At 53.8% G+C, this 13,731-nt stretch carries 11 protein-coding genes and 1 pseudogene; 3 read left to right on the top strand and 9 right to left on the bottom strand.

Going from position 1 to position 13,731, the window contains the following annotated elements:
* Positions 1-152: 152 nt before the first annotated feature.
* From ACR0BU_RS18115 to ACR0BU_RS18075, 9 genes and pseudogenes are all read right to left on the bottom strand, one after another.
* Positions 153-1,058, bottom strand: a complete 906-nt coding sequence (locus ACR0BU_RS18115) for a polyprenyl synthetase family protein (protein ID WP_299082885.1) — start codon at positions 1,056-1,058, stop codon at positions 153-155.
* A gap of 750 nt (positions 1,059-1,808) precedes the next feature.
* Positions 1,809-2,566, bottom strand: a pseudogene (locus tag ACR0BU_RS18110) (IS5 family transposase).
* 130 nt (positions 2,567-2,696) lie between these two features.
* Entirely contained in the window at positions 2,697-3,332 is a 636-nt protein-coding gene (locus ACR0BU_RS18105) for a DUF1826 domain-containing protein (protein WP_480738348.1), read from the bottom strand.
* A 305-nt stretch (positions 3,333-3,637) separates the two neighbouring features.
* The gene (locus ACR0BU_RS18100; RefSeq protein WP_299082889.1) at positions 3,638-4,144 is read right to left on the bottom strand and encodes a ClbS/DfsB family four-helix bundle protein; all 507 of its coding nucleotides are present in this window, start codon (positions 4,142-4,144) and stop codon (positions 3,638-3,640) included.
* 719 nt (positions 4,145-4,863) lie between these two features.
* A complete protein-coding gene (locus ACR0BU_RS18095) occupies positions 4,864-6,552 on the bottom strand; it encodes an ABC transporter ATP-binding protein (protein ID WP_299082891.1) in 1,689 nt (562 codons plus the stop codon).
* Positions 6,549-7,463 (bottom strand): ABC transporter permease, encoded by a 915-nt coding sequence (locus ACR0BU_RS18090; protein ID WP_299082893.1) that lies wholly within the window; start codon positions 7,461-7,463, stop codon positions 6,549-6,551. Before ACR0BU_RS18090 ends, ACR0BU_RS18095 begins: the two co-directional genes overlap by 4 nt.
* A complete protein-coding gene (locus ACR0BU_RS18085) occupies positions 7,460-8,428 on the bottom strand; it encodes an ABC transporter permease (RefSeq protein ID WP_299082895.1) in 969 nt (322 codons plus the stop codon). The genes ACR0BU_RS18090 and ACR0BU_RS18085 overlap by 4 nt, the downstream gene beginning before the upstream one ends.
* Complete coding sequence (locus tag ACR0BU_RS18080; protein WP_480738349.1) at positions 8,429-9,982, bottom strand: ABC transporter substrate-binding protein; 1,554 nt, start codon at positions 9,980-9,982, stop codon at positions 8,429-8,431. It lies immediately after the preceding gene.
* 55 nt (positions 9,983-10,037) lie between these two features.
* Positions 10,038-11,612 (bottom strand): ABC transporter substrate-binding protein, encoded by a 1,575-nt coding sequence (locus ACR0BU_RS18075; RefSeq protein WP_299082899.1) that lies wholly within the window; start codon positions 11,610-11,612, stop codon positions 10,038-10,040.
* Positions 11,613-12,384: 772 nt separating this feature from the next.
* On the opposite strand from ACR0BU_RS18075, the gene ACR0BU_RS18070 reads away from it, so the two are divergent.
* Genes ACR0BU_RS18070 through ACR0BU_RS18060 form a run of 3 tightly spaced genes read left to right on the top strand, consistent with a single transcriptional unit; the run spans position 12,385 to position 13,545 of the window.
* A complete protein-coding gene (locus ACR0BU_RS18070; RefSeq protein WP_480738350.1) occupies positions 12,385-12,816 on the top strand; it encodes a hypothetical protein in 432 nt (143 codons plus the stop codon).
* A 13-nt stretch (positions 12,817-12,829) separates the two neighbouring features.
* Positions 12,830-13,051, top strand: coding sequence for a helix-turn-helix domain-containing protein (locus ACR0BU_RS18065; protein WP_299082901.1), 222 nt, complete (start codon positions 12,830-12,832; stop codon positions 13,049-13,051).
* Positions 13,052-13,071: 20 nt separating this feature from the next.
* Positions 13,072-13,545: a helix-turn-helix domain-containing protein gene (locus ACR0BU_RS18060; RefSeq protein ID WP_480738351.1), complete on the top strand. Its 474-nt coding sequence runs from the start codon at positions 13,072-13,074 to the stop codon at positions 13,543-13,545.
* Positions 13,546-13,731: the final 186 nt, after the last annotated feature.

The following is a 13,731-nucleotide window of genomic DNA, read 5'->3' as shown; positions in this document are numbered from 1 at the left end:
CTCACCTCCAATTTTCGATTTTCTTCTATAAATGTTCAGATCGTGAGTTACGCTTTTCCCAACTAGAACCTACGGAGCCGCCAAAGGTCACATTCGTGTTTGGGCTCGTTTGCTATGTACGATCTCATTAAAACCAGCGGCTGGCACTTCTGTCAGCATGATCGATTGGTAATGTAACTCGCGATAGCGTTGAGTGTTTCTGCTCTAGCTCCAAACGGCGCCAGAAGGCCTTCGGCGTCAACCAAAAGTCGATTGAGTTCTCTGCGAGACCTTTTGATCCCCCAAAGTCCAACAAGTGTTGCCTTTCCCGCTTTCTTGTCCTTGCCTGTCGCCTTGCCCAACTCTTTCGGACTTGCAACGATATCCAGAAGATCATCTACTATCTGAAACGCTATTCCGATTGTCTCTCCGAACTGGGTCAATCGACTAATATCGTCATCTGTTGCGTTCGCCAAAATAGCACCAGTTCGACAGGCGTATCGCAGCAGCGAACCGGTCTTCATAGCTTGAAACTCGCGAATCTCGACTTCCGTCTTATCGCTATACTCTGCTTGAAGGTCGAGCATCTGCCCACCCACCATACCATTGCTACCAGCCGCTTTTGAAAGCTCCCGAGAAACACGTAGACGTACGGCGGCATCCGGATGAACAGCTTCGTCAGCGATAATATCAAACGCGAGCGTCAGGAGCGCATCACCTGCTAAGATTGCAGTTGCCTCATCGTAAACTCTGTGAACGGTCGGCCGTCCTCTGCGCAAATCATCATCGTCCATCGCCGGTAGATCGTCATGCACAAGGGAATAACAATGAATGAGCTCCAGTGCGCAAGCTGCGTCCAGTACGCCTTTATCCACGCGGCCCAAAAGTGCTGTACACTCCAAGATCAATAAAGGCCTTAGTCTCTTACCACCATTCAGGACGCCGTATCGCATCGCGGCCAATAGTCTCGGTGGGCGTTTTATCCAATTAGTAAGATCAGATCCTCTCAGAAGGTCATCTAGTCTCACTTCAATGCGCTCGGTTTGCATCGCTAAATGTGTTTTAAGATCAAGTGTCATGCCTCACCCCGGAACACTTAGGTCAATGTGTGACATTCAGTGTTTTACCAAAACAGGTATTCTAAACGTCACAGATCGAAACTTAAGCATGCTAATTTGTTTCCTTTATCGATCTGTCGATTACTTCATCTGGTTTATTGCTTCGATAGAGAAACAAGAAGAGAGTTCCCTGCTACCAAAATCAGTGTTGGGTCTTGGCTCTGTGAACATCCCATATATCGACCAGCCATTATCCTCCAAACGGCTACCCATTAGCTTCAAAAAGTCCTTACGATCGATAACACCTAAATTCTTCATCGCGATAACCCTCAACGCTCACTCAGGTGTAAATAGAGTGAAGCCAGCCCGTGATGGAAGCTTTTTAGATCCACCGTTTTATAAAAGAGATACTCACTATACATTCGCTGACTTCTCTTGATTCAGCATCAAAAGCCAAGTCATACATCGTACTTATTTATTGACTTACACAGTTTAAAAAACAAATGTCTAGCCTTCAGAAAGATTCAAATCTTATTGATGCACGTAAGGACTATTATTTGCACAAATAGTAATGTTCGCGTTGAAGGTTGAGTCGGGGTCGATCCCCGCTGAGTGCAGAATTGGAGAGGTAAGACGAGTTTGTGATTTTGGCGGATTCTGCAGGGCTACCCAATCAGCGATCTAGTTTTCGTTTAGCCAACGATGGGTATAGACATTGCATGAAAGTGTCTGCCAGAGGGCTCTTCAGGTTTTGGAGACTAGGGTCAGGAATCATAACCAGTAGATGACGGTTGCCGCGAGTGCGATGGCTGAGAGGAAGACTTTGGGACAACGGTCATAGCGTGTCGCCACACGCCTCCAATCCTTGAGTCTGCCAAACATGATCTTGATGTGGTTTCTCCGCTTGTATCTGCGCTTGTCGTACTTGACCGGCGTCTTGCGTTGCTTTCGCCCGGGGATGCAGGCACGTATCCCTTTGTCTTTCAGCGCGCCTCGGAACTAATCGGCGTCATAACCGCGATCACCGAGCAGCCAGTCTACCTTTGGGATACTACTGAGCAAAGCCCGAGCTCCGATGTAATTACTGACTTGCCCGGCGGTAACGAACAGGTTGAGCGGGCGCCCTTGGCTATCATAGATGGCATGCAGCTTTGTATTCATGCCACCTTTGGTTCTACCGATCAGGCGGTCACGCCCCCTTTCTTAGCGGCCATACTGGTCGCAGTGCGGTGTGCTTTTATATAGGTCGCGTCAATCAAAACTGTCTTCTCTTCGCCGTGCTCGGCGGCCAGACCAGCCATGATCCGTGCGAAGATGCCTTTCTTGCTCCAACGCTTCCATCGGCGGTAAAGCGTCTTGTGAGACCCGTAGTCGCCAGGGGTATCTCACCAGCGCAAGCCATTGCGATTGATGAGGATAATCCCACTCAACGCCCATTTGTAATCAACCCGGGACTTGCTGTGCGACTTCGGAAAAAATGGGACGAGCTTGGCCATCTGCTCGTCGGTTAGCCAATAAAGATCGCTCATGTCATCGCTCCGTTTTGGGAGCCGTGAATTATTTAGCGCACCGAGATTCAATGCATCCTGACCCTAGATGCCGCAATCATGTCGATAGCGTTCAGTCTCCTGCCCAAACGTCTTTCCCCGGAGTTTCAGTTTATGCTTCTTGATCCGGTTCCCGCACGGGGTCCAAGATGAGGACAAGGCGGGTTTCTCCACTGCCTTCGATAGGTGGCGAGCGATGTAGCAGTCCAGACGGTGGTTGTCCGGCCCAAAGCGTTCCGCGAAGTAGAAATGGTGACCCGGTTGGCACAGTGAAGACGCGTTTAGGTTCCCTCCCATCCGTAGAGATACCGTATTGCGTCCCGATGCCCCGATAGGTGCACACGAGCTGCGCAGTTGTGGCGTCGATGTGGAATTCGCGGCAGGCATCGGTTTTCACAGTTTCCAACCGTAACCGAAGGTGTTTGGCGGACATCAGACCCGAAAAAGTGCCGGCCAAAAGGGCGATGTCATCCTGCAACCACTCCCTTTCCTTGCCGTCAGGCAAACCAGATGCATCACAGATATGTCTGATAGTTTTCGCCACTGCATTTTGAGGCAAATTAACCTGAGCACGTGGCAAAGCATCCGGGTCAAGAAGATCAAGCCAGCTTTGTACACTTGGCGGGGTTTGTCTGCGCCAGATAGCTGCAGCACATCCCGGTTTCAACAAAACGCTCAGGTTGGTGGGATTGTCGGCAACACCTACACCTACCGCCGCGTTTCTTACGGTCTTTCGAATGTATTCCATGCCGCCACGCCCGTCGGTTAAGGTTGCAAATGAACCCGATTGCAATGTTAACACACTCGACGCGTCCGTTGCACTAACTTCAATAAGCGAAAGCTGCGGGTACAAATGTCCGGAAGGTCCTCATCTGACGCTCAAATCTAACGGCAGCTTTGGGCTGGACCTGCCGATTGCACACGCAGCATCCAGATGGCTCGGCGATGGCGGTTATGGGCTCAAACTGCCAGTTGAGTCATGTCGCAGAAAATGACGAGGGCGAGCACACGTTTGTTTTGCAGTCTCGATAATAAGCTGTGTGAACGGTAGAACTAGCCTCTGCTGGCGGTGCGCAGCACCTTACGAATGTAAGAGTTTGCAGACCGAAAATGTGATGGACCAGACGCCTCGGCAAACCGACCAAGAGACCATTTACCGGTCCATGGGTGCACACCACTGGAGTAAAGCGTGACATCGTCTTGAGCCTCGATAAATCGACGCAGTTTATCGCAGGCGGACTCGAATTCCGAGAGCAGGCCCGCCCAAGGTGTCTCGTTGCCTCTCGCATACAGTGACGCGTTGTATTCTTTGAGTTGGTTCCATTTGTAGCCCCTGGCTGGCACATGAACCTCGCGTCCCGCAACGCCGTCTTCGTACCAAACGTGGAACATGCCCATCCAATGGGTGCGGTGAGCGATGACACCTTTGATCGTGGTTTGGTCTTCAGGGGTCGACAAACAGGAACGCGCTTCATCGACGCCATCGAGCGTTTTGCGTAGCTTTGCCAAGTCCTTATCGAAGGCGGCAAGCAAATCAGTCTTGTTCGTTGCTGCGGGCATTGCTTAGCACTACACTATTCAACGGGTGGGTTTCTTGATTTGGGTCAATGGCACTTGGTTTTGCCTAACGAAGCGGCAGTGACCCTTTGGGTGGATGCCGCGAGAGTCCGCTCTCCCGTCATTTGCCACCTCGTTTGAATGTCTGGAATGTGCGGTTCGCGACGTACTGCACCTGCAAAGGACCGAAGCCTTGTCGATGGCAACTCAGGGCTCAAACTCCCAATTGGGCTGATAATAAAGAACGGCTGCAGTGAGCCCATGACCCCCGGATTCTGCGCGATACACAAACAAGGGCAAAGCGCTGAAAGCCGAAATCCAATGCAGCTCTTAGCTGGCTTGCGGTATTCGGTCTATACTCTGCATTCGTAGCCTGCATAGCGGTCATTCGCGGAGACAGCAGAAGAAAGGGTTGCTACGTTGGGGTTCGGTAGGTTGAGTGCGAAAGCCCTGGCTTCAGAAGTGGCCACGTCGGGCGGTATTGAGTTTGCGAACATGAATCCCGAAGGTCAACTCACGCGCAGAGTCCGTCGGTTTCGCCAGTATACCCCAATTTTGTAATCGGAACCTGAGACAGTCTTAGGTTTACAGGATCAACCCGATGCTTAGCGACGGAACCGTATCAGGAAAGTGTCTGTGTTTTAACTACCGTTGATTGCTTACGACTTCACCTCTCAAATGATTTCTTCTGAAAAAACCGATGCAAGACTAAGTCGGTAAGATTACGCCAACTGCTTTAACCGGGGCATCAAATCCAAAAGTTCCCTTGTGTACGGATGCTCTGGAGTTGCGAACAACGAGGCCGTTTCCTGCACCTCAACCAGCTTTCCCTGGCGCATCACGCCGACCCGGTCACACATCTGACGTACGACCGGAAGATCGTGACTGATGAAGAGCATTGTCAAGCCGAGGTGATCCTGCAGATCTTTGAGGATGTTCAGGATTTGCGCCTGAATCGAGACGTCCAGCGCACTTGTTGGTTCGTCGCAGATCAAAAACCGCGGCTGCGTTGCAAGTGCGCGGGCGATGCATATACGTTGGCGCTGCCCCCCAGAGAACTCATGGGGGTATTTGCGCCACGCGTCCTTTGCCAAACCAACCCAGTCCAATAACTCGCGTACGCGCGGGCCGATTTGGGCCTTTGGAAGAATTTGGTGGTGATGGATCGGCTCGGCTACAAGATCCCCGACCCTCATACGGGGATTGAGGCTTGAAAACGGATCCTGAAAGATCATTTGAATCTGCCGGCGATAGGCTTGCAGAGCATCCGTGCCCATCGCCGTAACGTCCTCGCCATCAAAGATCACGCGACCACTATCCAACGGGTAGAGCGTGCCGATCATCCGCGCGACAGTGGATTTCCCGGACCCGCTTTCGCCGACTAGGCCAAAAACCTCGCCGTCGCGAATATCGAAACTCACCTGATCGACGGCTGTGAAATACTGACGTTGCGACGGCAGCAGCCCGCCTTTCTGCAAGAAGGTCTTGGTGATGTTCTCGACTTCCAGCAGCTTGCCAGTTTTGGACAAATCGGTCTTGTCCCAATGCGCCGCTAGATCGTCGATCTTGAAGGTTCTTTCACGTTCACCATAGCTGACCATTGGGAAGCGTTCGACCTTGGTATGCGGGCGCGGCACGGCGGCGATCAGGGATTTGGTATAGTCATGCGTGGGCGCACCGAGGATTTGATCGGTGGTTCCGCTTTCGACGACGTGGCCGGAATACATCACGGTGACCGTATCAGTGGTGTCGGCAATTACGCCCATGTCATGCGTCACAAGGATGACGCCGACCTGGCGCTCTTTGGCAAGCTCTTTGATCAGATCCAGCACCTGCGCCTGAACGGATACGTCCAGCGCCGTGGTGGGCTCATCTGCAATCAGCACACTGGGTTCGGTACACAGGGCCAACGCGATCACGACCCTTTGGCGCATCCCGCCGGAAAACTGGTGGGGGTACTGATTGAACCGATCTGCCGGGTCCGGAATCGATACCCGGTCCAACAGCGCAATGGCGCGTTTCTTCGCCTCTGACGCAGCCAGGCCAAGGTGCAACTGGATCGTCTCGACCAACTGCTCACCGACAGTAAACAGCGGGTTCAGTGAGGTCAGCGGGTCCTGAAAGATCATCCCGATCTCTTTGCCACGAATCCTGCGCTTGTCCTCGGCGTCCAGTTCGTCGATGCGGCGGCCGTTCAGCCAAACCTCCCCCTCGGACACATGGGCCGGGGGGTCCAGCAGGCCGATCACGGCATTGCCGGTCATAGACTTACCCGCGCCGCTTTCCCCAACAACCCCCCGGATTTCACCGGGGTGCAGGTCATAGGTCACATGTTCCACTGGCTTGAAGATGCCGTGGCGGGTGGGGATTTCTACCGTCAGATTGCGGATCGACAAAACGGGATCGGTCATTTCAGCCTCGGGTTCAGAACATCGCGCAGCCAGTCGCCCAGCAGGTTCACACTCAGCGCCAGCGCCAGCAGGGTGCAGGCTGGGAAGAACAGAATCCACCATTCGCCCGAGAACAGGAAGCCCTGACCGATGCGGATGAGTGTCCCCAGCGAGGGCTGTGTCGGCGGCGCGCCAACACCCAGAAAGCTAAGCGTCGCCTCAGCAATGATCGCTAGCGCCAGCGAGATGGTGGCAATCACCAGCACCGGCGACAGCACATTGGGCAGGATGTGGCGCAGCATGATGGTCAGCGGGCTTTGCCCGATAATGCGCGCGGCGGCGACGTAATCCTTGTTCTTCTCGACCAGCGTTGCACCCCGGACAACCCGGGCGAACTGCACCCAGTCAGACAGACCGATGGCAAGGATCAGCACCCAGATCGCCATCTGGTCACGGTACTCAATGGGCGTGATACCCTTGGCAATGCCAAAGATCAGCATCGCCAGAAGGATCGACGGGAAGGTCAGCTGTATATCCGCCGTGCGCATGATGATGGTTTCGGTCCAGCCGCCAAAATAGCCAGACAGAAGGCCCAGAATGATTCCTAGAACCATGGCAAACAGAACGGCTGCCACGCCTACAAACAGCGAAATCCGCATCCCGTAGAGGATCGTGGAAAACACGTCTCGCCCCTGATCGTCAGTGCCCATCAGGAAGCTTTCTCCGGTAAAGGCATTGGGCTCCATCGGTGGGGTGAAGCCGTTCATCAGATCGAGGCTGGAGGGATCAAAAGGGTTCGTCGGCGCAATCAGCGGTGCCAGGATGGTGGCGAGAATCAAAACCAACGCTACCGTGGCCGAGACCATAGCCACTGGCGACCGGCGAAAGGCGTAGAACTGGTCGCTGTCCAGAATGCGTCTTACACGGTTCATGCGCTGACCCTCAGGCGCGGGTCGATAAAGGCATAGAGGATGTCGACCGCAAGGTTGATGGTGACGAAGATGACCGAAATCATCATCAGGTAAGCTGCCATAACAGGAATATCCACGAACTGGATTGCGTTGATGAACAGAAGGCCAAGGCCCGGCCACTGGAACACCGTCTCGGTGATGATGGCGAAGGCGATGATAGCCCCCAGTTGCAGACCGATAATGGTGATGACGGGGACCATGGTGTTTTTCAGCGCATGGCGGAAGTTGATGGTTCGGTCACTTAGACCGCGGGCGCGGGCAAAGCGGATATAGTCTTGCCGCAGTACCTCCAGCATCTCAGAACGCACCAGCCGCATGATCAGGGTCATTTGGTACAGCCCCAGCGTGATCGAGGGTAGGATCAAGGCTTTAAGCCCGCTGGCCGTCAGGAAACCGGTGTTCCACCAACCCAGATCCACGACCTCACCCCGCCCGAAACTGGGCAGCCATCCCAGTTCGACCGAGAAGATGTAGATCAACAGAATGCCGATCAGGAACGTCGGCAGGGACACCCCGATCAGCGAGGCCGACATGATGAAGTTCGCCGCGAACCCGCCCCTTCGGATGGCTGTGAAAACGCCCAGAGCGATGCCCAGCACAATGGCGAACACAGCCGACACCATCGCCAATTCCAGCGTGGCGGGGGCACGTTCGGCCAGAATCTCGGCCACCGGACGTCCCTGACGGAAGCTGACACCGAAATTGCCCTGCACTGCCTCTTGCAGGAATTTCACATATTGTACCGGGAACGGTTGATCGAGGCCCAGCTGGCCGCGCAGACGTTCCACGTCTTCCATGGTCCGTTCCTGCCCCAACATGTTGTCGATCGGGTCACCGACAAAGCGGAACATGGAAAAGGCGACAAGGCCAACGACGAACAGAACCAGCGCCGATTGGGCCACGCGCCTGATGATGTATGACAGCATTTAGTTGACCGACACCCAGCGCAGAAGGAAGAAATTGTCGGGCCGTTGTGTCAACTCGATATTGCTGCGTGCACCCCAGACCAGCGGCTGAACGTAAAGGGGCACATAAGCCACCTCGTCTTGCAGGATACCTGCGACCTCATCCAGCATCGCCTGACGTTTGGCCTCATCAATCTCGGACTGGATCATCGGCAACAATTCATCCACGCGCGCGTTGGAATATCCGCCGAAATTCCACGAGCCCAGCTTCTTTTCCTCATTGGGGGTCGAAGCGAGAAAGCGCACGGGATGTTCAGCGTCAAACGTTCCGGGCGACCAACCCAGCAGATACATATCGAAGTTATCGGCCCGCAGTTCCGGCCAGTAGTTCTGTACCGGCATTGCATCCAGTGTCACGTTCAATCCGGCCTGCGTCAGCATGGCGGTGATCGCCTGGCAGACGGCTTCGTCGTTCAGATAGCGATTGTTCGAACACTTGAAGCTGACCTCTGCCCCTTCCGCCCCGGCCTCGGCCAGCAGCGCCTTGGCCCCGTCGGGGTCGTAGGCGTAAGGGTCTGCACTGGCTGCCGAATAGCCGCGCATCGCTGGGCTGACCAACTGGCTGGCCACTTCGGCATTGCCGCGCATGATGGTTTGCAGGATGGCCGGAACGTTGACTGCCTTGGCCACCGCCTTGCGGGTTCGCGGATCACGGAACACGTCGGAACCACCCTGACCGGCCTCGCTTGCGCCTTCTTTCAGGTCAAAGCCCAGCATGATGACACGCGCTTCAATCCCCTGAATGACTTTTACATCTGAATTGCCTTGCAGCCGGGCCACGTCCTGGATGGGGACCGGGTTGATGAAATCCACATCACCGGACAACAACGCCGCCAGCGCGGTTGCCGGGTTTTGAATCGGAACCAGTTCGGCACGGGTCAGGTTGTGCTCTGCCTCATCCCACCAGTTGTCGAAAGGCTCTAACACTGTGCGCAAACCCGGCTCGCGCGCGGTGACGCGGAACGCTCCGGTACCATTTGCATTAAGGGTGGCGTAGTTTCCCGCCTCTTTGTCAGGAAGCGCGGCCTCATTTGCCTCGGCCCAGCCGCTGTCCATGATCATCCAGTTGGCAATGCTGTCCGGGAAGATCGGATTCGGCGCGGTGGTCATCACATCGACGGTATAGTCGTCAACCTTCACCACCTCGCTGACCGGAGCAAACCAGCTGCGCGTGTCAGAGCTTTCGTCCGAGGCCCGCTGATACGAAAAGATCACGTCATCAGCATTGAATTCGGCCCCGTCGTGAAACGTCACAGCTTCGCGCAGTTTGAATCGCCAGCCTGCACCGCCATCAATGGTCTCCCAACTGGTGGCCAGTGCCGGTTCGATGGTCATATCCTTGCCCCGACGGACAAGCCCTTCGTAGATGTTGTTCAGAAACCCCAGAACAGGGGCAGAATTGACCGCATGCGGGTCCATCGTTTGCGGGTCAGTTGTGACGGCAAATGTGAACTCTTCTGCTGCGACGGGTAGGGCAAGCGCGCTCAACAACGCGGCAGTGGTCAGACGTTTCATGATAGCTCCCACTTTTTGGTGCCAGGCCCCGCAGGCCAGGGCCTGGCGACTCGGGTTAGTTCAGACCGAAATGCTTGACCATTGGCTGATCCTCGGGATCAACATTGATGTCCAGATTTTCGGCCATGCCCCAGTTCAGCACCTGATGGTGGATCGGGATGTACAGCTGTTCGTCCTGTACCACACGCCAGATCTCGGCGATGGCTTGATCGCGGGCAATCAGGTCTGTGTTCGAGGCCAGCGATTTGATCTTGGCATCCAGGTCATCATTGTCGAAGCCGGTGCCGTTCCAAGTGCCGATATCGCTTTCGCGGCCATGAACCAGGAAGTTGAAGATGTATTCCGAATCATAGGTCGGAACACCCCAGCCCAGCATGTAGAAATCGGTCTTGCCATCTGTGATCAGCGGGAAATGCTGCGCCTTGGGCTTGGCATCCAGGTTCACCGTAATACCGATCTGACCCAGCATCCCGACCGCGGCCTGACAGATGCCTTCGTCGTTGATGTAGCGGTCATTGGGGCAATCCAGCCGGATCGAGAAACCGTCAGGATAGCCCGCCTCGGCCAACAAAGCTTTCGCGCCTTCAACATCCGTGCTGCTTTCACCGTCCATCTCGACCGTCCAGCCGTTGACGAAGGGTGGTGCGATCATCCCGGCAGGTTGCGACTGCCCGCGCATGACCACCTGTTTGATGGCATCCCGGTTGATCGCCTGCGACATCGCCTGACGCACGCGCACATCGGCAAGCGGGTTCTTGCCATCGACGTTATCGGCTTCGATATCGTCCCCACCCTGGTTCATGCCAAAAAAGATTACCCGGTTCTGCGGCGCTTGTTTGACGACCAGCCCATCCACGGCATTCACCCGGTCCAGATCCTGCACCGGCATATCCTGAAGGAAATTCACCTCACCCGACAGCATCGCAGCAACGCGGGTGGCATCGTTCTGGATCGGTGTATAGATGATTTCGCTGATCGCCATCGGGAACTGATCACGACCCCAATAATCCTCGTTCCGCTCCATCACAGTTTTCACGTCGGGCTCACGGCTAACCAGTTTGTAGGGGCCGGTGCCGTTCACATTAGTCGTCGCAAAGGTGATCTCGCCACCCTCAAAATCCTGAACGTCAACTGCGTTGTTCACCTCGGTCCAGACTTTGTCCATGATGAACAGATCCGTCAGGTTCGCCGGCAGGATCGGGTTCGGACCATCGGTTACGATCTCGACCGTATGGTCATCGACCGCGCGCACCTCGACGATCGAATTGATCAGCTCTTTCATGTCCGAGTTCGGCTGTTTAGCGCGATTGATGCTGAAAACCACGTCTTCCGCAGTGAAATCGGCGCCGTCATGGAACTTCACACCTTGACGCAGATTGAACACCCAGACATTCGGATCACTCTCGTTGGGAGCCCAATCCGTGGCCAGTGCGGGTTCGAAGGCGCCGGACGTATCGCGGATAATCAGAGGTTCATACATCTGGTGGCGCACGGTATGCGTTGGCCCTTCGTTTTGCGAATGCGGGTCAAGCGTCAAAGCATCCCCCGAGCGCGCCCAACGCAAGGTTTCTGCATTGGCCAACGACGTCGTAGTCATCAACAGCGCAAGCGCGAGCATTTGTTTTTTCATTATTTTCTCCCATATTGCAGTCGTTTAGCTGCATTGAGTTCACGATACTTTGCCGCAAAATTCTGTGAACGGTATGGTTGTTGATAGCATACCAACTGTGAATGCATGTCAATCATTCAACGGGTTGCCTAGTTGTCAAACGCAAGCGACCCGGGACTTTTAGAGAACAGCAACTCTCCCCAAAACAGCGCTTCAAGAACCTATTACTCTAGCGAACCCAAAACACACCACAAAAATCATGCTTCCCGTACCGATAAATAAATCTACGTAGCTTCGAGGAGAACCGCGATTCTCAGAATCTAGATAAGTGTCCGCACTATAAGCGATTCCCACACTGCCTTATACTCGCAGCGAGATTTTGCAATCCTCCCAAGGCGTTTTAGTCTTGCAAAGCTCACAAAGCGGTTGTTCGAGCAGAACACACCAACGGCAGATTGGTCCGCTCATCTGCCTTAGGTCGCTGGTACTACTAATGTCCGGTTTGCGCCGGGTTCACGACGTGCTCACGAGCGAAGCCTCAAAGTGCAATGAAGGTCTGGTAAGGGCTTTTACTTCCAGTGGAGGCAAGTCGCGGAGAACGGTGGTAGAGAGCCCAAACTGCACACAGTTTGCGGCGCAGCTGATGTCAGCTTAGCCGATTGCCTTGCAAAATCACCGCATCAGAATCGCGAAGACTTCTTGAGCCAGCGGTGTACCTATGAGCTCTTCTCGACCCATCGCTGATCCAACTTGGATACTGCTCGATATGGAACAAAGTGTACGAAGCACGTGCGTGGCATATCGTTACGTGCTCTGTGTGGCCACCTTGGCAATCTTTGGCGTTGCTCGTGAAGGCTTCGCGCAAGAGATGGCGACATCTGCCATAGTTATTGGCTATGACCTCATAGCGTATCAGTATTGGCTTTCGATCCCAATATGGCCGAAATTTATGGAAGCTCCGTCGAGCACAGCGTGGCGCGGTGTTGATGGGGAATTTGCTTTTGCCGCGTCACGCAACGCCGTAGTTTCCAAACCCGGATCCGCGCGTAAATTTTTTTGGATGGCCGGATTACGACATGTTGAGAGTATTGGACAGGGGATACGTGTTCTACAAAAAGAAATCTTGGAAACAAGAATAGAGCGGCAACAAGCGCTCGCAAATCACCACGAATTCCAAAAAACGAATCTAAGTCAAATAGATAAATGTGCACGACTATTGCAATAGGGAGGCAGCTACGGTGTCGACGGCGAAGAATCTCGGCTATACGATCCGCAAGGGAAAAGGTTTGTTACAGGCCGAACTGGCTGGCATATCCATGCCTACGATGAACTTTATCGAAAACGGTAAAACCAGTCCAAAACTGGAAACATTGGAAGCTATTGCAGAGGCTCATGGCACCAGCGTGCCACATCTGATGGTTTTCAGCTCGACACAACTGTTCCGCATAAGCAGGATTTAAAGGTTAGAGTAGCTCGAAATGTGCGGGACAGGCGCGAATACCTCGGTCTATCGCGGCGCGAGATAGACGAGCGGGCAGGTTTTGTACAGCAGTACATTACGAAGGTTGAAGGCGGAACTCGGCTGTTACTTTTGAAAAACCTCATCCGGATGTCATATGCACTCGAAACTCACCCGACCTGGCTTATCTCAGATGGGTTTGATGTTACTTTTTCGGTGCCAGATGAGATGAGATACCCGGAAACCACTGAAGTTATGAAGATATTCGAAGCACGAAGAGTACACAGAAAACTGTCTATATTTAAGATTGGAACTGCGACCGGCCATGGTCCTGCGATCTGGTATAATATGCTGCGATCCGGAAACATGACGATTGTGGTGTTTTTGAAGATATGCCGCGCGCTATCTTTAGATCCGGAAGATTTGATTGATGCTCGATCTTCAGAACAGGATGAAATCCTGGCTAAAAAGTTCTTCCCGAAAGCCACGCATTAAACATAGATTTTTCCTATCTAAAAATAGAAATCTAGTATTTTCCCTGCGCAGCACCCTGCCGCTAATCTCTTATTGTTGATAACTTTGAGGGACGCACCTTCAGGTTATCTAAAGAGCTTATCCTGGGAGTGTCAGTCGGTGAATGCGTGCTTGGTTTCTACTCTTTTATCTCCGGAACAAGAGCAT

Source organism: Ruegeria sp. CK2, from assembly GCF_056536585.1.
This window is presented reverse-complemented; position numbering and strand designations above follow the sequence as displayed.

Excerpts from the sequence above, each read along its gene's own strand:
- ACR0BU_RS18080 (WP_480738349.1), bottom strand. The coding sequence starts at position 9,982 with ATGAAACGTCTGACCACTGCCGCGTTGTTGAGCGCGCTTGCCCTACCC.
- ACR0BU_RS18115 (WP_299082885.1), bottom strand. The coding sequence starts at position 1,058 with ATGACACTTGATCTTAAAACACATTTAGCGATGCAAACCGAGCGCATT.
- ACR0BU_RS18095 (WP_299082891.1), bottom strand. The coding sequence starts at position 6,552 with ATGACCGATCCCGTTTTGTCGATCCGCAATCTGACGGTAGAAATCCCC.
- ACR0BU_RS18085 (WP_299082895.1), bottom strand. The coding sequence starts at position 8,428 with ATGCTGTCATACATCATCAGGCGCGTGGCCCAATCGGCGCTGGTTCTG.
- ACR0BU_RS18100 (WP_299082889.1), bottom strand. The coding sequence starts at position 4,144 with ATGCCCGCAGCAACGAACAAGACTGATTTGCTTGCCGCCTTCGATAAG.
- ACR0BU_RS18105 (WP_480738348.1), bottom strand. The coding sequence starts at position 3,332 with ATGGAATACATTCGAAAGACCGTAAGAAACGCGGCGGTAGGTGTAGGT.
- ACR0BU_RS18090 (WP_299082893.1), bottom strand. The coding sequence starts at position 7,463 with ATGAACCGTGTAAGACGCATTCTGGACAGCGACCAGTTCTACGCCTTT.
- ACR0BU_RS18075 (WP_299082899.1), bottom strand. The coding sequence starts at position 11,612 with ATGAAAAAACAAATGCTCGCGCTTGCGCTGTTGATGACTACGACGTCG.